General features: G+C 68.7%; 17 protein-coding genes and 1 pseudogene. 8 read left to right on the forward strand and 10 right to left on the reverse strand.

The annotated features are described in order from the left end of the window. Positions 1–51: 51 nt before the first annotated feature. From O1R50_RS17205 to O1R50_RS17225, 5 genes are all read right to left on the reverse strand, one after another. The gene (locus O1R50_RS17205) at positions 52–1,671 is read right to left on the reverse strand and encodes a glycosyl hydrolase 53 family protein (RefSeq protein ID WP_270111367.1); all 1,620 of its coding nucleotides are present in this window, start codon (positions 1,669–1,671) and stop codon (positions 52–54) included. Positions 1,672–1,768: 97 nt separating this feature from the next. Then, positions 1,769–2,671 carry a sugar ABC transporter permease gene (locus O1R50_RS17210; protein WP_270111368.1) on the reverse strand — a complete coding sequence of 301 codons (903 nt, stop codon included), beginning with the start codon at positions 2,669–2,671 and terminating at the stop codon, positions 1,769–1,771. 3 nt (positions 2,672–2,674) lie between these two features. Beyond that, on the reverse strand, positions 2,675–4,102 hold the full coding sequence (locus O1R50_RS17215; RefSeq protein WP_270111369.1) for a carbohydrate ABC transporter permease: 1,428 nt from the start codon (positions 4,100–4,102) through the stop codon (positions 2,675–2,677). Between the two features lie 12 nt (positions 4,103–4,114). Continuing rightward, complete coding sequence (locus tag O1R50_RS17220; RefSeq protein ID WP_270111370.1) at positions 4,115–5,425, reverse strand: extracellular solute-binding protein; 1,311 nt, start codon at positions 5,423–5,425, stop codon at positions 4,115–4,117. 284 nt (positions 5,426–5,709) lie between these two features. Beyond that, complete coding sequence (locus tag O1R50_RS17225; RefSeq protein ID WP_270111371.1) at positions 5,710–7,212, reverse strand: RICIN domain-containing protein; 1,503 nt, start codon at positions 7,210–7,212, stop codon at positions 5,710–5,712. A gap of 479 nt (positions 7,213–7,691) precedes the next feature. Between O1R50_RS17225 and O1R50_RS17230 the strand changes: the two genes are divergently transcribed. Further along, on the forward strand, positions 7,692–8,681 hold the full coding sequence (locus O1R50_RS17230; protein WP_270111372.1) for a LacI family DNA-binding transcriptional regulator: 990 nt from the start codon (positions 7,692–7,694) through the stop codon (positions 8,679–8,681). A gap of 7 nt (positions 8,682–8,688) precedes the next feature. Here O1R50_RS17230 and O1R50_RS17235 read toward each other — a convergent pair whose 3' ends face one another. The 4 genes from O1R50_RS17235 to O1R50_RS17250 form a co-directional block, all read right to left on the reverse strand. After that, positions 8,689–10,662 (reverse strand): ABC transporter ATP-binding protein, encoded by a 1,974-nt coding sequence (locus O1R50_RS17235; protein WP_270111373.1) that lies wholly within the window; start codon positions 10,660–10,662, stop codon positions 8,689–8,691. Positions 10,663–10,766: 104 nt separating this feature from the next. Continuing rightward, entirely contained in the window at positions 10,767–11,369 is a 603-nt protein-coding gene (locus tag O1R50_RS17240) for a TetR/AcrR family transcriptional regulator (RefSeq protein ID WP_270111374.1), read from the reverse strand. A 101-nt stretch (positions 11,370–11,470) separates the two neighbouring features. Then, positions 11,471–12,265, reverse strand: coding sequence for a hypothetical protein (locus tag O1R50_RS17245; protein WP_270111375.1), 795 nt, complete (start codon positions 12,263–12,265; stop codon positions 11,471–11,473). 11 nt (positions 12,266–12,276) lie between these two features. Beyond that, on the reverse strand, positions 12,277–13,146 hold the full coding sequence (locus O1R50_RS17250) for an alpha/beta fold hydrolase (protein ID WP_270111376.1): 870 nt from the start codon (positions 13,144–13,146) through the stop codon (positions 12,277–12,279). Between the two features lie 514 nt (positions 13,147–13,660). Here O1R50_RS17250 and O1R50_RS17255 point away from each other — a divergent pair. Genes O1R50_RS17255 through O1R50_RS17270 form a run of 4 tightly spaced genes read left to right on the forward strand, consistent with a single transcriptional unit; the run spans position 13,661 to position 18,042 of the window. After that, positions 13,661–15,340, forward strand: a complete 1,680-nt coding sequence (locus tag O1R50_RS17255) for an ABC transporter substrate-binding protein (protein ID WP_270111377.1) — start codon at positions 13,661–13,663, stop codon at positions 15,338–15,340. A 47-nt stretch (positions 15,341–15,387) separates the two neighbouring features. Continuing rightward, on the forward strand, positions 15,388–16,407 hold the full coding sequence (locus O1R50_RS17260) for an ABC transporter permease (RefSeq protein WP_270111378.1): 1,020 nt from the start codon (positions 15,388–15,390) through the stop codon (positions 16,405–16,407). Continuing rightward, positions 16,401–17,327, forward strand: coding sequence for a carbohydrate ABC transporter permease (locus O1R50_RS17265; RefSeq protein ID WP_408612733.1), 927 nt, complete (start codon positions 16,401–16,403; stop codon positions 17,325–17,327). The genes O1R50_RS17260 and O1R50_RS17265 overlap by 7 nt, the downstream gene beginning before the upstream one ends. A 25-nt stretch (positions 17,328–17,352) precedes the next feature. Then, complete coding sequence (locus O1R50_RS17270) at positions 17,353–18,042, forward strand: hypothetical protein (RefSeq protein WP_270111380.1); 690 nt, start codon at positions 17,353–17,355, stop codon at positions 18,040–18,042. 13 nt (positions 18,043–18,055) lie between these two features. On the opposite strand, the gene O1R50_RS17275 is transcribed toward O1R50_RS17270, so the two are convergent. Beyond that, the gene (locus O1R50_RS17275; RefSeq protein ID WP_270111381.1) at positions 18,056–18,940 is read right to left on the reverse strand and encodes a LysR family transcriptional regulator; all 885 of its coding nucleotides are present in this window, start codon (positions 18,938–18,940) and stop codon (positions 18,056–18,058) included. Positions 18,941–19,067: 127 nt separating this feature from the next. On the opposite strand from O1R50_RS17275, the gene O1R50_RS17280 reads away from it, so the two are divergent. The 3 genes and pseudogenes from O1R50_RS17280 to O1R50_RS17290 all read left to right on the forward strand — a co-directional run. Next, complete coding sequence (locus O1R50_RS17280) at positions 19,068–20,000, forward strand: aldo/keto reductase (RefSeq protein WP_270111382.1); 933 nt, start codon at positions 19,068–19,070, stop codon at positions 19,998–20,000. Between the two features lie 72 nt (positions 20,001–20,072). Beyond that, the gene (locus tag O1R50_RS17285; RefSeq protein ID WP_270111383.1) at positions 20,073–20,990 is read left to right on the forward strand and encodes a hypothetical protein; all 918 of its coding nucleotides are present in this window, start codon (positions 20,073–20,075) and stop codon (positions 20,988–20,990) included. 101 nt (positions 20,991–21,091) lie between these two features. Then, positions 21,092–21,208, forward strand: a pseudogene (locus O1R50_RS17290) (NAD(P)-dependent oxidoreductase); the annotation flags it as partial. Position 21,209: the final 1 nt, after the last annotated feature.

A 21,209-nucleotide genomic window follows, 5' to 3' on the forward strand; every position in this document is an offset into this window, starting at 1 on the left:
CGCCTGAGCGCGGGGAGGCCGCCCCCGGTTCGGACGGCCTCCCCGCCCGACTCAAGCGGTCCGCACCAACCGGACCTGATCGAGGTTGATCCAGTTGCCGCCGTTCGCGGCCGTGTAGAAGCCGACCTCGATCCGGCCGCTGGTCACCTGGATCCCCGAGATCGTCACCTGCGTCCATGTCGAGGCCACCGGGAGACTCGCCTGCCGCTCGGTGCCGCCGTGGTTCTTGGCGTACATGCGCGCGGTGCTCTGCCCGCCGCCGTTCATGACCCAGGCGGTGAGCGTGTACGTGCCGTTCGCGACGCTCGCGCTCTGGTAGGCCGACGCGGTGTACGCGGTGCTCTTCCAGAACGTGAGCTTGCTCGAGCCCTCGTAGACGCTGCCGCGCGACTCCCTGAAGACGGCGCTGGTGTCGGCGCTGCTCGCACCCCAGACGCTCCAGCCGGACGCCGGGCTCCCGGAGCTCTCGAAACCGCCGTTGGTCAGCACGTTCTGGCCCGTGCCCGGATCGCCGCCGCCGGTCGTCTCGGCAAAGACGTCCAAGGTGGACACCGCAGCGCCGCTGCAGTTGAACAGGCCCTGGTTGTCCCACGAGTTGCTCTCGCCGGCGAAGTCGTTGATGTACGTCATGCCGGCCTGAGTCGCCCAGGAGGTGTTGCCGAGCCACGCCGGCTCCCACCACACCAGGCCCCGTCCCCGGTCGTTCGGGACCGCCTGGACGGCGTTCCGCAGATCGCGCAGGAACTGGGTCTGGCCCGCGACCGTCGCCGGGTAGCCCGACTCCTGCGCATGCGAGGCGGTGAAGATGTTGCCGCGTCCGTCGCAGTCGGTCAGCGTGTGCGCGTAGGCGGTCTCGACGATGAGCACGTCCTTGCCGTAGCGCGCGGACACGTCGTTCATGTTGGCGCGCAACTGGCTCATGGTGCCGTGCCAGTACGGGTAGTACGACATGGCGATGATGTCGTACGGGACGCCCTGGTTGCGGGCGTTGTCGAACCAGGTCCGGTACGCGGCGTTGTTGCCGCCCCGGTCGAGGTGCAGTGCGATCTCGATGCCGCTGCCGCCCTGGTGGACGCCCTCGATGCCGGCCTTCAGCAGGCCGCCGAGCTGCGACCAGTTCGACGTGCTGCCGGTCGGCTGCAGCATCCCGTTGGTGATCTCGTTGCCCACCTGCACGATGTCCGGGGTGGCTCCCGCTGCGGCCATCTGCGAGACGACGCTGCGCGAGTAGTCGCGCACCGCGGTCGTCAACTGGCTGTAGGACAAGCTCGACCAGGCCTTCGGCTTGATCTGCTTGCCCGGGTCGGCCCAGAAGTCCGAGTAGTGGAGGTCGAGCAGGACGTCCATGCCGAGGGCCTTGGCGCGCTGCGCCATCGCGATGGTCTTCGCCAGGTCGCTCGTACCGCCGCCGTACGGCTGGCCCGAAGCGCTGTAAGGGTTGTTCCACAGCCGCAGCCGCACCAGGTTGGCGCCGTTGTCGGCCATGATGCTCAGCGCGTCGTCCTGCGCGCCGCCGTCGGAGAACACCACCCCGGACCGCTCGACGTCGATCAGCGTCCCGGGGTCGATGCCCATGTAGAAGTCGTCCCGCACGGCCTGGGCCGGGGAGGCGGTGGCGAAGGCGACGAAGCTCAATGCGGCGGCGAGGGCCACCGCGACTATTCGTCTCATGTGTCGCTCCTTTGCGATTCGGGGCGCGTAGCCGCGCCCGCGGCGGCGGTGAGGAGACGCCGCCGGGTTCAGGGGGCCTCCAAGAGGCCGAGCGGGCTCATCCCTTCTCCGCGCCGGCCATGGCACCGGTGACCAGGTGACGCTGCAGGACGATGTAGAGGATCGTGATGGGCAGGGCGAGCGCCACCGCGCCGGCGGCGAAGGTGGTGAAGTCGTTGCTGTACTGGTCGGTGATCATCTGGAACAGCCCGAGCGCCACGGTCTGCTTGCTGTTGCTCTGCAGCAGCAGCCGCGGGAGGATGAAGTCCATCCACGGCGCCGTGAAACTGGTGATGGCCACGAACGTGAGCATCGGCCGCATGAGCGGCAGCACGATCTTGCGGAAGATCGTGAGGCGCCCCGCGCCGTCGAGCGCGGCGGCCTCGTCGAGGCTCGCGGGCAGGTTGTCGGTGTAGCCCTTCATGAGCCAGGTGTTGTAGGGCAGGGCGGCCGCGATGCTCACCAGCGCGAGACCGGTGAGGGAGTCGAGCAGCCCGAAGTTGAGGAAGAGCATGTACACCGCGATCGCGGTCAGGAAGCTGGGGAACATCTGGAGGATGAGGATCCCGAGCATGCTGGCCTTGCGCCCGCGGAACCGGATGCGCGCGAACACCCAGCCGCACAGTGCGGAGAGGGCGACGGACCCGGCCATGTTGATCGTGGCGACGTAGAGCGAGTTGAGGTACCAGCGCCCGTAGCTCGTCCGCGTGAACAGGTGCACGTAGTTGTCGAAGGTCGCGTTCTCGGGGATGGGGGTGGCGTTGGCCAGCCCGCCGCCGGGACCGAACGAGGAGCCCACGACCCACACGAGCGGGTAGATCACGATGACCGCGACGATCAACAGGACAAGGTGCATCAGCGCGCCGGTCGCGCCGTCGCGCACGCGCTGGCGGCTCTCGATGCTCTGCCCGCGGCGGGCCGCGGAGGGGCGGCCCCCGGTCTTCGCTGGAATGGCGGCCATGGCTCAGAGCTCCCGGATCGCTTTGGTGCGGTTGAGGTTCACCACGGAGATGACGCCGACGATCATGAAGATGACCAGGCTCATCACCGCGCCGATGTTGTAGAGGCGATTGTCGAGCGTGAGCTTGAACAGCCAGGTGACGAGCAGGTCGGTGCTCCCCGCGAACCGGTAGTCCACATTGTCTGGACCGCCTTCGGTGAGGAAGTAGATCACTCCGAAGTTGTTGAAGTTGTGCACGAACGACAAGATGATGAGCGGTGTGACCGTCCGCTGGACGATCGGCAGCGTGATGTAGCGGAACTGCTGCAGCGGCCCGGCGCCGTCGATGCGGGCGGCGTCGTAGTAGCTCTCGGGGATGTTCGCGAGGACGCCGCCGACCAGGGCCATGAAGAACGGGAAGCCGAGCCACAGGTTGACCAGGAGCGCGATCGCGCGTGCCAGGTTCGGGTTGGTCGGGTCGGTGAACCAGTAGACGCGCTCGTCGGTGATGCCCATGTCGACCAGCCATTGGCTGACGGGTCCGAACTGGCCGTTGAACATCGAGCGGAACACCAGCGCGGAGACGATCGCGGGCACGGCCCACGGCAGGAGGAACACCGAGCGCCACACGCGCGGGAACCGGACCCGCTTGCTCGCCAGCATCACCGCGATGAGCAGCCCGGCAGCGTACGTCGTGATCGTGGCGATCACGGCCCACACCACGGTCCAGCCGAGGATGCCCCCGAACGTCGCGGCCCACGAGGGGACGGCGAAGATCGTCGCGAAGTTCTCGAAGCCGACCCAGCTGACGAGGTTCCTCGGCGGGAGGTTGTCCCGGCTGTAGTCGGTGAACGCCACGAGGATGCCGAAGAGCACCGGCAGCACCGACATGAAGACCAGCAGGACCAGCCCGGGGGAGAGCGCGATGAACGCGAAGGCGCTCTCCCACAGGCGCTTGAAGTAATCGCCGGACGTCTCGGTCGGGCCTCCGGCGTTCAGCGCGGCCCGGTAGCGGGCCGCATCGCGGATGCTCCAGATCCAGATGATCGCCAGCAGCGCCAGCGTCAGGAGCGCGATGAGCCCGTTGGCCATGAGGACGATCGAGTTGTCGCCTTCGGTGAGGCCCGTGAGGGTCATCTCGCGCGGCTGCGTCCCGAGCGTGAACAGTCCCCACAGGCCCCGGATGAAGAACCCGCCGTTCGAGCGCGGGGTGAACTCCATGCCGGCGTAGTAGTTGCCGGTGGCGATCTCCCAGACGACCGCGCCGGCGAAGAACGTGAGGAAGAACGCGGACTTGCCCGCCTGGCGGTTGAGGAGCTGGCCCGCCCCCCACACCAGTGCTGAAGCGAGGCCCGGCACCGGTGCGGGGAGCCCGGGGCCCGCCCGGCCCGGCGCGCGGGGAGGGCGCGACTGGGCCGGGGCGGGGAGTTCGGAGGTCTCAGTAGTGCTCACAGCTGACGGTCCCTAGAGTCCGTGCAGTTCGTTGTAGCTGGTCACAGCCTTCTCCTGCGCGGCGGCGGAGTCGGACAGGCCGTCCCACACGTCGACGACCATCGTGTCGCCGACCTCCCAGAAGTACTCCGGCACCTGCGGGATGAGTTCGGCGTTGGCCGACTGCGCGACGATGCCCGCCACGTGCGGGTCGTCCGCGATGCCTTCGATGCCCGAGAGGAGTTCCTGGTTGAGCGCGGGGATCTGGCCGCTCGAGGCGTAGACGGCGGCGGCGCCGGCGTCGGAGGCCATGAAGTTCGCGAAGACGCGGGCCGCGGCGGGGTACTCGGAGTATCCGGAGACAGCGGCGACGTGCATGCCCGCGAAGGACCCGGGGGCCTCGCCCCCCGCGACCCCGGGGAGCGTGGTCACGCCGTATTCGAAGCCGTTCTCGTCGGCGCCGGTGTCGAAGAGCGAGAAGCTCCAGGGGCCGGTGATGACGTACGGGGTCTCCCCCTTGGCGAAGCCCTCTTCGATGACCTCCCAGGTGCTGTCGGCGCTCGGCACGTTGTAGATGTCGCGCAGGCCGGCGTAGTAGTCGAGCGCGGCGGTCAGCGCCGGGTCGTCGAATCCGGGCTTGTCCACGTCGCCGTCGGGGTAGACCTGCCAGCCCATGGCGGAGAGGATCGGGTAGGCGCGGTAGATCTCCATGGTGGACATGCGCATCGTCCAGCGGTTGGCGCCCGGGTCGTTGTACTCGGCGGCGAGCGCCTGGATCTCCTCCCAGGTGGCGGCGGGCTCGGGGGAGCCGGTCAGCTCCTCGAGCAGTGTGGCGTTGTAGATGAGTCCGAGGGATTCGGTGGTCACCGGGACCGCGTACATCTGGTCTTCGACGGAGACGACGCCGGTGGAGGCCTCGCTGATGCGCTCCTTCAGGACGCCGGTGTACTCGCCCAGCGGCGCGGCGGTGCCGTCGTCGATCGCGTTGGGGATCTCGTTGTAGAAGGTCATGAAGACGTCGGCGCCGGTCCCGGCTTCGCCGGCCAGGGCCATCTTGTCGACCGCGTCGTGCTTGCCGACCAGCTCGTACTCGATCTTCATGTCCGGGTACTCGTCCTTGAACTCCTCTTTGAAGGCCGCGATGACGGCCTCGGCGAGGTAGTCCTCTTCGAACCAGACCTTCAGCGGCACTTCGCCGGAGGCAATCGCCTCCTCGACGACGTACTGGCCGGACTCGGCGTCCCATTCCAGTTCGGAGGGCTGTTCTTCCTCTGCGGGGCCGCCGCAGGCGGCCAGTCCCAACGCGGCCGCCGCCGCGACGGCGACAACTCCCTTACCTCGCATGTCGTGTCCTTGTCTCAGTTGAGGGATGCCGGCATCGGCTTCCGATGTCGCACTGTGAACGTTTACATCAACATAACGACATGCCTCACTGAGCACAAGACTAATATGACGCTTATGAGGCTTTTGCACCAACATTATTTCGATAAAATGATTGCAGTTCTGAAACAACGACCGCTCCCGCGGACGGTTTCGTCCGTTCAGGAGCGATATTTGCGTGCACGTTCACATGTCTTGCGGCGGAATGGAAGGCCGGGCGGCTGACACCGCCGCCCGGCCGCGGGCGGTCAGCGGAACAGGGCCGCGGGCACGATGCCCTGGCTGCGCAGCTCGCCCCGGACGAGCTGCGCGAACTGGTCGGCGCCGTATTCCGAGGTGTGCGTGTTGTCGCCCGCCTCATTGGTGAGGAACAGCGCCTTCGAGCGCTCCGGCCCGAGCTGCTCGACCATCTGCTTCGTGAGAGCGGTGAGGTCGACGAGCTTCACACCCTGCTGCTGGGCCAGGTTGCGCATCTCGCGGGGGAGGTCCACGCCGACGCCGTTGACGTGCAGGGCGGTCCCGTTGTTCAGTGTGCCGTCGCCGTTGAACGAGCGGCGGACGATCGGCGTGACGAGGACCGGGACGCCCCCTTGCGCTTCGACGCCGTCGATCAGCCGGGTGAGGTTGCTGCGGAAGGTCGCGGCGTTCGTCTGCTTGTCGTTGTGCCCGAACTGGATGAGCACCACGTCGCCCGGCCGGATGAGCGGCCGCATGGTCGGGAACAGCTGCGAGTTCGCCAGGAACGACCCGGAGCTCTCCCCCGAGTCGGCATAGTTCGCGACCGACAGGCCCTGGTGGAAGTACTGCGGGAGCTGCTGGCCCCAGCCGGTGTACGGGCGCACGGACTGGTCGCAGACGGTGGAGTCGCCGGCGAGGAACAGCTGCGGCTGCCGCGCGGGCGTAACGGTGACGCTGCTCAGGCGCGGCGCCGATCCGCCGAAGTACAGGTCGAGTCCCTGGCTGCCGGTGGACCCGGTGGGCTGGCCTTCTGGGTTGCGCACGTTGACGGTGAAGTGCTTGGTCACCTGCTGCCCGGCGGCGGTGGCCGTGGTACCGAGCATGGTGCGCCGGGCCTCAGCCGTGACCACAGTGGATCCCGCCTGCGCCCCGCCCAGGACCACGGTGACGTCGTAGGTCCCCGGTGCCACGTTGTACCTGCAGGTGATCGGCGAGGTGCCGGTGCAGCCTTCGAGGCCGCCGGGCTCCCCTTCGCCTTCGACGGGGATCAGCTCGAACTGCTGGTTCGCGCCGCCATTGGGCGTGTACTGGCTGATGCGGGTGCCCGCGGTCGTCGAGCGCTCCCAGACGTCGAGCGCCTTGCCGGAGAAGCGGCTGATGAACGTGGCGTAGCCGCCGCTCTCCTGGACCTGCCACTGCTGGTTGGTCGAGTTCTGGTCGGTGTACTGCGCGATCGTCGCGCCGTCGGCGCGGTTCTGCTCCCACACGTCGAGCACCTGGCCCGAGTGGCGGGCCTGGATCCGGTAGTAGCCGCCGCCGGAGTCGACGAACCGGAACTGCTGGCTCTGCGCGTCGGTGCGGTGGTTCTGCACCAGACGGGCTCCGGTCGCGGTGGAGGCCCCTTCGATCTCGAACACGAGTCCTGAGGACCGCGACTCGATGACGTACCAGGAGGCGGTGTCGGGAGCGGCTGACGCCGATGCGGGGGAGAATACGAGGATTGCCGCGGCCACCGCCGCGGCCGCAAGGAGGGCGGCTGAACGGCGCAGCCATCGGATGGGGGAGCAGCGCATGAGCGCTCCAATCTCTTTGGAGGAGTGAACCTGGCTCGGCACAGGGTGTGGCCGCGGGGTCCGGGCGCTCCGGCACGGCCCCCGAACCCCGCGGTGTCTTTACGGGTGAACAAATATCGAGATATCGGATTGTATCGATATTTGAACCGTTTCAGCGTAGCGGCGAATCCGCCACCGCGCAAGCGGCTCCGCCTCCGCAGGCAGATGGCGGTTTCAGTGCTGGTCGAGGGTCTGAATGCGCTTGTGGCTCACTGAGATCAGGGCGAAAACCGAAACCAGAGTGATGTCAGTGAATCAATGCGCCGATGAATCGATAAAATGATGCACGCCCGCCCCGGCCTCACCAACGCGGAGACCGGATGCAGGTCGATAGACTCGTACCCCAGGGCCCGCCGCGGACACCCCTGCCCCCTCGGCACCGCGACGCCCGGCCCAGGAACCGACGGAGTGGAGTACCGGTGCGGCGCAGGACAGTCACCATGAGCGACGTGGCGCGCCTCGCGGGCGTCTCGACCATGACCGTCTCGAACGTCGTCAACAACCGCGTCAGAGTCAGCGACGCCGCCCGCGAACGCGTGCTCGAAGCAATCCGCGAATCGGGCTACCAGGTCAACCTGACCGCTCGCAGCCTCCGATCCGGACGCACCGGCGTGATCGGCGTGGCCGTGCCCCAGGTCGGCAACCCCTACTACGGGATGCTCGGCTCCCTCCTCATCGAGGAGGCCCGCCGGCGCGGCTACGAGGTCACGATCGGGGAGACCGGCGCGCTCGCCGACGGCGAGGCCGCCGCCGTCGCGCAGTCGCGCTGGCTTCAGCTCGACGGGCTCTTCCTCTCGGCGGTCGAGCTCGACCCCGAGCTGCCCCTGCTGTCGGCCGTCGGTTTCCCGATCGTCATGTTCGGCGAGCAGGGCGGCGGCGGCCGGTTCGACCACATCATGCTGCCGAACGAGACCGGCACCGCCGCGGCCACGGCGCACTTGATCGACCAGGGCTGCGAGCGGATCGCGGTCGTGACCGGATCGAGCCTCGACCGCCTGAACATGGTCACGCGGCGCTACAACGGCTACCGTTCGGCGCTCGAGGACCGCGGCCTGCGGCCCGATCCGGAACTGAGGTTCGTGCTCGATTCGTTCTCGTGGGAGGGCGCGCGCGACGCGGGGAGGCGCATCGCGGCCTCCGGTCTCGGCGTCGACGGGGTCGTGGTGTTCAGCGACTCGGTCGCGGTCGGCGTGCTGCGCGGCTTGCGGGACGGGGGCGTCTCGGTCCCCGACGACGTGCGCGTGATCGGCTTCGACGACATTCCCGTCGCCGCGCAGTTCATCCCCGCGCTGTCGACGGTCGCCCCCGACCACGGGTGGATCGCGGCCAAGGCCGTCGACCTCATCCTCGCCCGCATCGCCGACCCCGCCGTCCCCCCGCGCCAGTTCACCGCCCCGTTTGAACTCAAACTCCGCGAATCCTCCGCCTGAGCCGAGTTCATTCCGGTGCCGCGTACGAGCGCGACTGCAGTCGCCACAGGTCGGCGTAGACGCCGCCCGCGGCGACCAGCTCCCGGTGCGGGCCGAGTTCGATGAGCTTGCCCTCGTCCAGGACCGCGATGGTGTCGGCGTGGACCACGCCCTGGAGCCGGTGCGAGATGAGCACGGTCGAGGCGGCTCCCGCGCGGGCGCGCAGCGTGTCGAACAGCAGCGCCTCGGCGCGGGCGTCGAGTGCGGCCGAAGGCTCGTCGGCGACGAGCAGCCCGCCGTGGTCGCGGTAGAGGCCGCGGGCCGAGGAGAGCCGCTGCCATTGGCCGCCGCTGAGGTCGGTGCCGCCGCGGAACTCGGTGTCCAGCAGCTGGTTCCAGCCGTGTTCGAAGCCCTCGATCATGTCGAGCGCGCCCGCGTCGCGCGCGGCGGCGACGAGCCGTTCGCGGTCGGCCGGCGCGGTGGACCGTCCGAGCCGGACCGAGAGCTCCGCGGTGAACGGCCACCGCTGCACCTGCTGGGCGATCACGGCGACGTGGCAGCGCCACCGCGCGGGATCGATGCGGGTGATGTCGACGCCGTCCCACAGGATCCGCCCCGAGGTGGGCGTGTACAGACCGGAGAGCAGCTTCGCCACGGTCGTCTTCCCCGAGCCGTTCTCGCCCACGAGCGCCAAGGTTCGACCGCGTTCGATCACCAGGTTCACGCCGATGACCGCGTCGGTGTCCTTGCCGGGGTAGCGGAACGAGACGTCGACCAGTTCGATCACCTCGGGCACCGGCAGCGGGCCCGCACCGGTCGGGGCGGGATCGGCGAGGTGCGGTTGCGCGGCGATGCGTTCGGCCGCGATGGCGTCGAACTCGTGCCGGTCGGCCGCGTACAGGCCGTCCTCATAGACGGTGTTCACGGCGACGAGGAGGCTTTCCATCCCGGCACGGCCCTGCCCGATCGCCACGACCGCGGCGGCGGCGACGGCGAGCGGCACGGTACCGGCGGCGAGCATCCACAGGAGCACCCCGTAGACGCAGGCCACGGCGATCCCCGCGACGATCTGGCCGAGCGCTCGCGTGAGCGTCTGCGAGCGGATCACGTCGAAGTCCGCGCGGGTCTCCTGGTCGACCATGACCTGGTGCTGGCCGCGCAGCCACGGGCCCGCCTCGTGGTAGCGCTGGTCGTCGGCCGTCCAGCGGTTGTCCATGAGCCACTCGACCATCCACAGTCGACGGCGTCGCGACACCCGCGAGCGGTTCGAGACGTACATGAGCCGCGCTGAGCGGACCGCGGCCCAGCCCGTGGGGAGCGCCGCGGCGAACAGCAGCGGGATCAGGACCGGCTCGATGACCGCGAGCGCGGCCGCCACCGCGGTGACGGTGACCGCCGCCGTCACCAGGTCGACGACGTCGCCGACGAGGTCGACGACCGCGCGCGAGCCGCGGTCCTTCGCGGCCTTCAGGCGGTCGGCGAAGGTGTCGTCGTCGAACGCCGAGCGCGGCACTTCGGTGATGAGGCGGTAGAACTCGCGTTCGGTCCGGTTGAGCACCAGCGGGTTCAGCCGCGACTGCGCGAACCCGGCGCCGATGCCCAGGCCCGCGCGGGCCGCAGTCGCGCCGACCAGCAGCCCCAGCGCGGGGCCCGCGGCGAGCACGCGTTCCCATGTGGGCGGTGCCGCGAACAGGGTCGCGGTGGCGTCCGAGACCGCGAGGAGCGCCGTGGTGGTCGCGACCCCGGCGATCACGTTGAGGCCGATCGCCGCCACGGTCCATCCCCGGGAAGCGGTCCAGGCGGTCCGCAGCGCCCGCGCCACCAGGCCGGGCAGCTGCCGCGCCATGCGCCAGAACGACGCCGTCTCGGCGTCCTCCGCGTGGCGGTACCAGGCGATGTCCTCCAGTTCGGGAAGCGCCGCGGCGGTGGCCGCCGCCTCGCGCTCGCCGTTTCGCCGCTGACGCGGCACCAACCGCGCCAGCCAGCCCGCTCTGCTTCGCATCCGACCTCCCGAGACCGCCGACACCAGCGGGGCCCATCATCCAGGCCGGCACCGACAATCGGGGTCCCCGAAGCGGTTGCGCGCCAGTCGGGTTTGCGACAGCGTCAGCGCGGCAGGAGGGTCCGGACCTGGTCGCCGATCTCCTGGAGGACCTCCTCGACGCTGCGGTCGATGTTGACGGCGGCGGCCATGCTGAGGAACATGACGGCGGAGACGACGTGGGCGAGGACGGGAGCGGTGCCGGATTCGATGCGCGGGTCCCGTGCGAGCGCGGCGGCGATCGCCTCCTCGGTCTGGAAGGCGAGCTCGAGGGCGGCGCGGCGGTTGGGCTCCTCGGGGTCGCCGAACACCATCTCCCGCAGGTAGGTGCGGCCGTTGTCGACCTGCTTGCGGTTGCATTCGACGACCGGGCGGACGACGGCCATGACCGCCTCGAGCGTGTCCGCGGCGGCCTCGGCGGCGGCCCTGCCCCGCTCGAGGGCGTCGGCGTACGAGGAGTTCTGGGCGAGCAGCAGCAGATCGCCCTTGGTCTTCGCGTAGAGGAACAGCGTGCCGGTCCCGATGTCGGCACGCTCGGCCACCTGCTGGGTGGTGACCTCGTCGACGCCGTGCTCGGCGAACAGTTCGCGTGCGGCGGCGGTGATGCGGTCGAGCTTCTCCTGCTTGTTCCGCTCACGCCGTCCGACCCGCTGGGGGGCGGTGGACATAACGTCTCCTTCGCGATCGATGCCGGCCATGCCCGCTGAGGGGCATGGCTGCGTTGGTGTGGGCGCGGCGGCGCCACCGCGCATTCTTCCACGGCAGCCGGTCACCGCAGATGGTGCGGAAGGATCCTGCCGCCCTGCACGAAGGTGAGCGCCTCGGCCACGTCGTAGGCGTGGACGGCGGAGGCGAACACGGCGAGCCCGGCCGAGGCCCTCGCGACCGCGTCACTCGCGAAGAACGCCCGGCGCGCCTCCTCGTCGGTGAAGCCCAGGACCAGCGAGGCGTGGAACCGCGCTTCGACCGGGTTGTCGTGCGCCACGCTCGGTGTGTTCCAGAGCCTCTCGCTCCAGGGCATGAACACCTGCGTCCGCAGTTCCGACAGCTCGCCGGCGCCCGCGAGCGCGGGCACGAGCGTTTCGCTGAAGTGCCTGCGGAACCGGGCGGTGCTCACGCCTTCACGTCTGCGGAGGTAGATCAGGGCCCGGGAACGGGGTTGCCGGCCAGGCGCGGCGACGTCGTACCAGCGGGCCGAGTTCGGCGGTCCCAGATACAGCAGTGTGCGGCGGAAGACGTTCACCTCGTCCGCGTAGGCGAGCTTCGTCTGCTTCCGGCCGGAGAGCGGTGAGAGCAGCGACTTCATCGTGACCTCGGCGAGGCCGTCGATCCGGCGATCGGGCGGGATGGCCGTCTCGACGCCGTCGGTGGCGGGCCACAGCCCGCGGTTCGCCTCGGCCAGGTGGATCTGGCGGTACTCCTCCAGTCCCGGTGTGGCGCTGATGATCCCCGAGTGCGGGCCCTTCCAGTAGTCCATGCCCTCTCGGCGCGGACGGTCGGTGCGGACCCACAGCGGGATCGACGACACGAGCGGCTTCTTGGTGTAGCGCAGTGTGTGCGGCATCGTGCCGCCTCCTATCGGTCTTCGCCGAGGAACCGCACGGCGACGGGCGCGAACTCCCGGTGGTGCTGGAAGATCCCGCCGTGACCGGAGTCGCTGTAGATGATCAGCTCGGACTCCTTGATGCGGCGGTGCAGGTCCTCGGAGAGGACGCTGGGCACCATGCGGTCGTTGTCGCCGTTGGCGATCAGGGTCGGCTGCGTGAACGCCGACAGGTCGTCGGGCGCGCCGCGGCCCCACCGCTTGATGGCCTTGAGCTGCGTCTGCATCGCCCGCAGCTTGATGGGCGCGTCGCGGTCCTCGGTGCGCTCTTCGAGGCGCTTGACGAACGCCTTCCCGGCGGACTTGCCGGCGGCGTTGCGGTTGAAGAACAGGAACTCCTTCGGGTCCGAACGCGTCAACGCGGCCCGCAGGATGTCGTAGTAGGTGACGCCGGCGACCTTGTCGATGTCCTTGCCGCCCTTCGGGCCGGTGCCGGTGAGGACGAGCTTGCGCACGAGTTCGGGCCGCTTGACCACGAGCGCCTGGGCGACCATCCCGCCGAGCGAGAAGGAGAAGACGTCGATCCGGTCGTGGCCGAGGGCGTCGATGAACGCCAGGGCGTCGTCGGCCATCGCTTCGACGCTGTCCGGCACCGTGCCGGTGGAGGCGCCGACGCCGGGCTGGTCGAAGGTGATCACGTGTCGGTGCCGCGCGATCGGGTCGACGATGCGCGGGTCCCAGTTGTCGAGGGTCGCGGCGAGGTGGACGAAGAAGACGACCGGGATGCCGCCCTTCGGTCCCAGCTCGCGGTAGGCGTAGTCGACGCCCCCGGCGGTGACGGTGCGGGCGGGCGCCTGGGCGTAGGACGTGATGACGGATTCGCCGCGGTCTTGCGTGTGCATGATGTCTCCTCTGCGATCTCGACGATCTGCCGAGTTGACTCAATTATGACTCGACTCAGGAAATTTGTCAAGCGAAGATATCGATCAGGTTGCAGATCACGCAGGGCCAACGGATCTTTGAAAGTTCCGGTCGCTTCCTGGCCTGAGTCGACGTGGATAAGGCTTGCCGCGGACGGGGCATTCGGCGGGGAACCGGTGAATCGACGCGAAAGGCGAGCTTTCCGGGAAAGCGGGCGAGGGCAGCCGAAAAAACCGGCGCTGCCTGGGGGAATCGCGGTCGCATAGACATGTTTGCCGCCGTTCCTCCGCATTGCCCACCGCCTCTCGATTCTCACTCTACGTGTTGTATGGGTCACGAAAAGAGATTCATTGACATCACTGCTTGCGGTAACTAAGCTCTGGAAGTTATCGGAAATAGCCCCGAAAGTTTCGATCGGTACGGCAGTGAAATCCCTCGCTCGCCGAAGCGGACCGCAGGGGCGGTTTTTTGGGCAATCCCTCAAGGAGGAGAGACATGTCAGGTGTGTTCGGGCGGACGCCCATCGGAGCCACCCGCCGCGGAGTCATCGGATTCTCGCTCGCCGCTTCAGGCATGGCCGCGCTCGCGGCGTGCAGTGACGACGGCGGCGGCGAATTGGACGTCGAGGCCCAGTCGAAGGGCGCGATGGAGAACTTCGCGGCGGACACCCAGTTCAAGGCCACGGAACCGTTCACCCTCTCCGTGCTCTGGACGGACTGGCCCGACCTTCCCATCACCGACAAGTGGCAGTTCTTCAAGGAGATCGAGAAGCGCACCAACGTCAAGCTCGAGGTCACGAACATCCCGTTCAGCGACGCGACCGAGAAGCGCAGTCTCCTGATCAGCGCGGGCGACGCGCCCACGGTCATCCCGCTGGTCTACACCGGTGAGGAGAACTCGTTCGTCTCCTCGGGCGCGATCCTGCCGATGAGCGACTATGTCGAGCACATGCCCAACTTCCAGAAGTACGTGGAGGAGTGGGACCTGGGCGAGATGATCGAGAACCTGAAGCAGGCCGACGGCAAGTACTACATGCTGCCGGGCCTCCAAGAGGTGTCGGTGCCCGTGTTCACCCTCGTCATCCGCAAGGACGTCTTCGAGACCGTCGCCGGCGGCATCCCCCAGACCTGGGACGAGATGCGCGCGGCGTTGGTCAAGATCAAGGCCGAGTACCCCGACTCCAAGCCGCTCGCGGACGGTTTCGAGGGCGCCTCGATGCTGAACTACGCCGCCCACGCGTTCGGCGCGCAGGCGGGCTGGGGCTTCGGCAGCGGCATGATCGACGACGGCTCCGGCGGCCTCGTGTACACCGCCGCGACCGACGGCTACAAGCAGATGGTCGAGTACTTCCGCGGCCTCGTCGAGGACGGCCTGCTCGACACCGACTCGATGACCGCGGCGAACGACGGCTCCGGCGGCGGCAGCGTGACCGAGAAGGTCGCGGCCAACCTCGTGTTCGCGGCGTCCGGCTCGGCCGGCACCGCCATCGAGTTCGCGACGGCCCTCAACGAGACCGTCGGCGAAGGCAACTACGAGATCCTGCAGATCGCCCCGCCCGGCGGCCCGGCCGGCCAGATCTGCGAGCCGCGCAACTTCTGGAACGGCTTCATGCTGAACGCGGAGATCGCGGACTCGGAGAACTTCGTCGCCATCCTGCAGTTCCTCGACTGGCTCTACTACAACCAGGAGGCCCGCGAGCTGCTCCGCTGGGGCGTGCTCGACGAGACCTACACGAAGGACGCCTCCGGCAAGATCACCCTCAAGCCGGAGTACCGCCTCGACGCCTACGGCATCAACCCCGGCGCGGCGACCGACATCCAGAAGGACCTCGGCTGGTCGAACGCGGTGTTCGCCGACTCGACCGAGTCCCGGGCGCTCAAGGAGTCCTACAACGCGGCCTCGTTCGTGGAGTACATCGACTCCGTGCTCTCCACCCGCACGCCGCGCGACCCGAACCCGCCGGCCCCGCTCGAGGAGATGGAGCTGGAGCAGGCCTCGCTCATGTCCACCCCGCTGAAGGACACTGTGGACACCGCCACGCTGCAGTTCATCATGGGCGACCGCGACATCGCCGAATGGGACGCCTACGTCGGCGAGCTCGAGGCCGCCGGCCTCCAGGCTTATGTCGACCTCATCAACACCGCCCGCGACCGCTTCGAGGAGGAGAACTCCTAGTCCGCCTGCCGGGGCCGCGGCCCCGGCGCGGACGGGAGGGAGTGTCTATGTCCCTCACTCAAGACGAGCAGTCCCCGCGGGCCGAGGCCCGCGGGGGTGCTGCGGCGCCCGCCGCGCCGCCGCGCCCGCCCACGGCGAAGCCGAAGGCGCGGCCCCGCAAGCGCAAGACGAGCTGGAAGACCGCGTTGAAACGCGACTGGCAGCTCTACACCCTGGCGATCGTGCCGCTGATCTTCTTCCTGATCTTCAAGTACGGCCCGATGGTCGGGAACGTCATCGCGTTCCGGAGGTTCCGCCCCGGCGGCAGCATCTTCGGCGACGAATGGGTCGGCCTGCGCTACATCGAGATGTTCATCCAGGACCCGTCCTTCTGGCATGTCTTCACGAACACGGCGGTCCTCGGCAGCCTCACCATGGTGGTCTGCTTCCCGCTCCCGATCGTGCTGGCGCTCATGCTGAACGAGGTGCGGCAGCAGTACTTCAAGAAGCTCGTGCAGTCGATCTCGTACCTGCCGCACTTCCTGTCGATCGTCATCATCGTCGGCATGGTCATGCAGCTCCTGTCGCTGGAAGGCACCGTGAACCAGGTGATCGGCGCCTTCGGTGGCGAGGGCATCCCGTTCCTGCAGCGCGCCGAGTGGTTCCGCTTCATCTACGTGGGTTCCGAAGTGTGGCAGACCGTCGGCTGGGGCACGATCCTCTACCTGGCGGCGCTCACCTCGATCGACGACTCCCTGTACGAGGCGGCGAAGATCGACGGCGCGGGCCGGTGGCGCCAGACCTGGCACGTCACGCTGCCGGGCATCCGGCCCACGATGGTGACACTGCTGATCCTCAACATCGGCATGTTCCTCAACGTGGGCTTCGAGAAGGTCTTCCTCCTCTACAACCCGCTGACGTACGAGACGGCCGACGTCATCTCGACCTACCTCTACCGGGTCGGCCTCGTGTCGAATAATCTCAGTTACGCGACGGCGATCGGCCTGTTCCAGGCGCTGATCGGCCTGGTGATGGTGCTTTCCGCGAACCTGATCTCGCGGCGGACGACGGGAACGAGCCTGTGGTGACCGATGTGCGCACGACCGACCTGGCGTCGGTGAAGCCGCGAACGACGCAGCGGACGAGGGGCGAGCGCGTCTTCGGCGCGTTCAACGCGACCTTGCTCGTGCTGCTGTGCCTGGGGATGCTGTACCCGTTCATCACGGTGCTCGCCCAGTCGTTCAGCTCCTCCGGGGCGATCAAGGCCGGCCAAGTGAGCTTCTGGCCGGTCGGGTTCAACCTCGACACGTACGGCGCCGTGATGTCGAACGACATGTTCTGGCGCAACTACGGCAACACGGTGCTGTACACCGTGGTCGGCACGACGATCGCCATGGTCCTGACCACGACCTACGCGTTCGTGCTGTCGAAGCCGCACCTGAAGGGCCGCAAGGTCCTCATCGGCATCGCCGTGTTCACGATGTTCTTCAACGGCGGCCTCGTACCGAACTACGTGCTGATCTCGGCGCTGGGCATGAAGAACACCATGTGGGCCCTCGTGCTCCCGGGCGCGATCTCGGTGTTCAACCTGCTCGTCATGAAGGCGTTCTTCGAGAACCTGCCGAAGGAGCTCGAGGAGGCCGCGCAGATCGACGGGCTCGGCTGGTACGGCATCTTCGGCCGGATCGTGCTGCCGCTGTCGAAGGCCGTGATCGCCACGATGGTGCTGTTCTACTCGGTCGCGTTCTGGAACGACTGGTTCGCCGCGTTCCTGTACCTCGACAAGAGCGAGCTGTTCCCCATCACGCTGTTCCTGCGCAACCTCATCGCGGGGGCGTCGACGACGGCGTCCGAAGGGGCGGCGGCCGCGGGCAGCACGACCGCGCAGGTCTCGGCGAACATCCAGGCGGTGACGATGATCCTCACCGTCATCCCGATCCTGACGATCTACCCCTTCGTCCAGCGGTACTTCGTCTCGGGCGTCATGCTTGGATCGGTCAAGGGCTAGTGAAGGCAAGGGAAGGGGCGGCAGCATGAGCACGCAGCAGCACGCGGGGGAGATCGGCCCGGGAGTGCTCTCCCGGTTCACCGCCGCGGTCTACCGGTACCTCGTCCTCGGGGTGTTCCTCGCGGTCGCGGGGCTGCCGACGCTGCTGGCGTGGATGCTGCTCGCCCCGGTCCCCGGCAACGTCGCGTGGTTCGTCGCCGCGCTCCTGCCGGCGGCGCCCGCGCTCTCGGCGGCGCTGTACGCGCAGCGGGCGTGGGCGAAGGAGCCCGACCTGAGCCCGGCGCGCCCGCTGCTGCGCGGGCTCCGCATGAACCTGCGCGACACGCTGGCCTGGTCGGTGCCGGTGCTGGCGCTCGCGACGGTGCTCGCGGTCAACGTGCTCTTCGCGGGGCAGGTCGCCGGGGGCGGGTTCCTGCGGCCGGTGTGCGCGGTGCTCTTGGCAGTGCTCGCCGTGTGGTCGGGGCACCTGCTGGTGGTGTCCTCGTTCTTCTCGTTCCGCTTCCGTGACGTGCTGCGGGTGGCGGCAGCGGAGTTCTTCCTCTCCTGGAAGTCTTCTCTGGGCATGCTCTCGCTGCTCATCGTGGCGACCGCCGCCGTGCTCCTGACGTCGGAAGCCGTGATGCTCCTGCTCGCCTGGGCGTTCGCGACCATGCTCTGGGTCGTGGCGCGGCCGGTGATCGCGGACATCACGAAGCGGTTCACCGCCGAGTCCTGACCACCGATAGCACCTAGCCGCGCGGCTCCTTGACCAGGTCGAGGAGGTGAGCGGCGGGGGAGTCGGCCCGGTCCCGGCCGGAGGACACCGCCGAGACCGTCCACTCAGGTGCGTCCTCGGCCGCGATCGGCAGGGCCCGCAGCCCGCTCGCCTGCGGTTTGGCGGCCACGTGCCGCGGCACCACCGCGATGCCGAGCCCTCGGCACACCAGATCCAGCAGGGTGTGGACGTCGTTGACCGAGCAGCGGACGCGGCGGTGCACGCCGCGCGCGGCGAACGCGTCGTCGTTCAAGGTCCGCACGCCCCACGCCGGTCCGAAGTCGATGAACGACTCGTCGGCCAGCGCCTCCCACCGCACCGAGGCGCGGTTCGCCAGCGGGTGGTCGTGGGGCAGCAGCGCGAGCAGCGGTTCACGGCCGATCTCCAAGCGCGGCAACCCGCTCAGGTGCCGATCGGTGGCGACGAAGGCGACGTCGAGCGCTCCGGCGCGCAGCAGCCCGAGCAGGTCGTGCGAACCGGACTGCACGAAGTGCGTCTCGACGCGCGGGTGCCGCCGGTGGAAGCGGTCGAGCAGCGCCGCGATGTCGACCAGGCCGAGGCACTGCTCGGCGCCGATCCGCAGCGTCCCGGCGAGGTCGCGGCTGGCCTTGACGACCGCGTCGCGCGCGCCCGCCGCCTGCTCCAGCATCGCCCTGGCGAACGGCAGCAGCGCGAACCCGGCCTCGGTCGGCTCGACCCGCCGGGTGGTCCTGATGAACAGGCTCGTGCCCAGTTCCTCTTCGAGCCCGCGGATCGCCGCGGACAGGCCGGACTGCGAGATGCCGGTGAGTTCGGCGGCGCGAGTGAAGTGCCTCTCATCCGCCAGCGCGACCAGGTACTCCATCTGCCGCAGATCCATGAATGATGCCCCGTGCTTCTCAATCCTAGAATGACCAGTTGTTGGACTTCTAGATTAGCGGTCCCTAGCATGGGCGAGGCGGGCCCACCTGGGGCTTCGCGTTCCCAGCTCCGGCGAGGAGAGACCGATGAAGACCTTCACCATGCCCGGCACCGACATCACCGCACCGAACGTGGTGCTCGGCCTGATGCGCATCCAGGAGAAGACCGACGAGGAGGTGCGCACCCTCCTCAAGACCGCGACCGACGCGGGGATCACGTTCCTGGACCACGCCGACCTCTACGGCAGCGGCCGCCACGGCTGCGAGCGCCGCTTCGCCGAGGCCATGCAGCTCACGCCCTCCGAGCGCGAGCGCCTGGTCATCCAGACCAAGACCGGCATCATGCACCCCGGCCCGTACTTCGACTTCTCCTACGAGCACATCGTCGAGTCCGTGGACGAGTCCCTGGCCGCGCTGGACACCGACTACCTCGACATCCTGCTGCTGCACCGCCCCGACGCCCTGGTCGAGCCCGAGGAGGTCGCCCGCGCGTTCGACGACCTGTCCGCCGCCGGCAAGGTGCGCGCGTTCGGCGTTTCGAACCACACCGCCCGCCAGATGGACCTGCTGCGCAAGTACGTGAACCAGCCGATCGTGGCGAACCAGGTGCAGCTCTCGATCACCCACGCGCCCTTGATCGCCCAGGGCGTGGCCGCGAACATGCAGGGCCTCGACCAGTCCGTGTCCCGCGACGACGGCATCGTCGACTACTGCCGCCTGCACGGCATCACCCTCCAGGCGTGGTCGCCGTTCCAGGCGGGCTTCTTCGACGGTCCGTTCCTCGGCTCCGAGCGCTACCCGGAGCTGAACGCCGTGATCGACCGGCTCGCCGCGAAGTACGGCGTCCCGCCGATCGCGATCGCCGTCGCCTGGATCACCCGCCACCCGGCGCAGATGCAGGTCGTCATCGGCACCACCAACCCCGAGCGCGTGGCCGCCTCGGCCCAGGGCTCCGACATCCCGCTGACGCGCCCCGAATGGTACGAACTCGTCCGCGCCGCCGGGTACACCGTCCCGTAACGTCCATTTTGGAATTGTGGTCGCTTTGTAAACTGGGCGGGTTTCGATGACCCGCCCAGGACAAGGACCGCGATGACCCCACCAGTGCCCGGCCCGAGGGCGCTCGTCACCTACATCCGGACCGGCAGCCGCGAGGCCCGCATCGCCTACCGCGAACTCCCCGAGAAGGAGCGATTCGCCTACCACGCTCTGGTGCGCCGCGTGTTCGAGACCGCGCTCGCACACCACTTCGGCAGGCACCCGTCCCGGGAGCAGGTGCTCGAACTGGTCGAGCGCGTCGGCGAGCGCCACCCGCAGTACGCGGGCGGCGTCAGGCGCGTCATTCGCTCCACTGTAGAAGGATCCTCCAGCGGCGGCATGAGCGTGCGCCAGGTGCTCACCGCACGGCACCTCGTCATCCGCGAGATCGCCAAGCTCGAGCCGGCCTTCCTGGACCGGGCCGACGAGATCGTGGAGCCGACCGCCGAGTTCACCGGCTCTGACCCGCACAACGCCGTGAAGGTGACGATCAACCTCGACGGCACGCTGCGCGAGCTCGAACTCCTCCGCGGGGTCGAGCGCGTCGGCGGCCGGACGCTCGGCATGTGCCTCGTACGCGCCTGGGTGGCGGCCGAGAAGCAGCGCTGGCGCCGCGCGAAGGAGCTCGGCCAGTACGACGACTTCCCCGAGATCGGCTCGGGCAAGGGCAGAGGCGACGCCTATCGGCGCGAGGCGTACTCCTCCGGCAGGCTCTGCCGCGCCACAGTGGACCGGTACGGGCGCCTGCGCGCCTTCACCTTCATGCGCACCGCCCTCTTCGATGACGGCCGCATGGCCCTGGCCGCCCAGATCCGCGAGGCGGTCAACGTGGCCCAGGCCCCTCTGCGGGTCTCACTGGGACTCCTCGGCGGCTACGGCATCGACCACCTCGTCGAGGCGGGCTTCGCGGGAGGCTTTGACCAGGACGATGTCGCCGGGGGCGAAGAGTCCGCAGAGTCGGGCGACAGCTGATCCGTTGCCGCGCAAGGCGACGGCGCGTGCGCCCGCGCCGTCGGCGATTGGCGTGGCGGCTGCGCCGACCGCGAGCACGATGTCGGCCCGGGCGGCGGCGTACCGGGCGCGGCGCCCTCATCGACACCGAGGCCCTGGTCTCGGCCCTGGAGAGCGGCAGGCTCGGCGGCGCGGCGCTGGACGTGCTCGAAGGCGAGGAGGGGATCTTCTACGCCGACC

It is taken from the genome of Glycomyces luteolus, assembly GCF_027622875.1.
In the GTDB taxonomy this organism is placed as follows: domain Bacteria; phylum Actinomycetota; class Actinomycetes; order Mycobacteriales; family Micromonosporaceae; genus Glycomyces; species Glycomyces luteolus.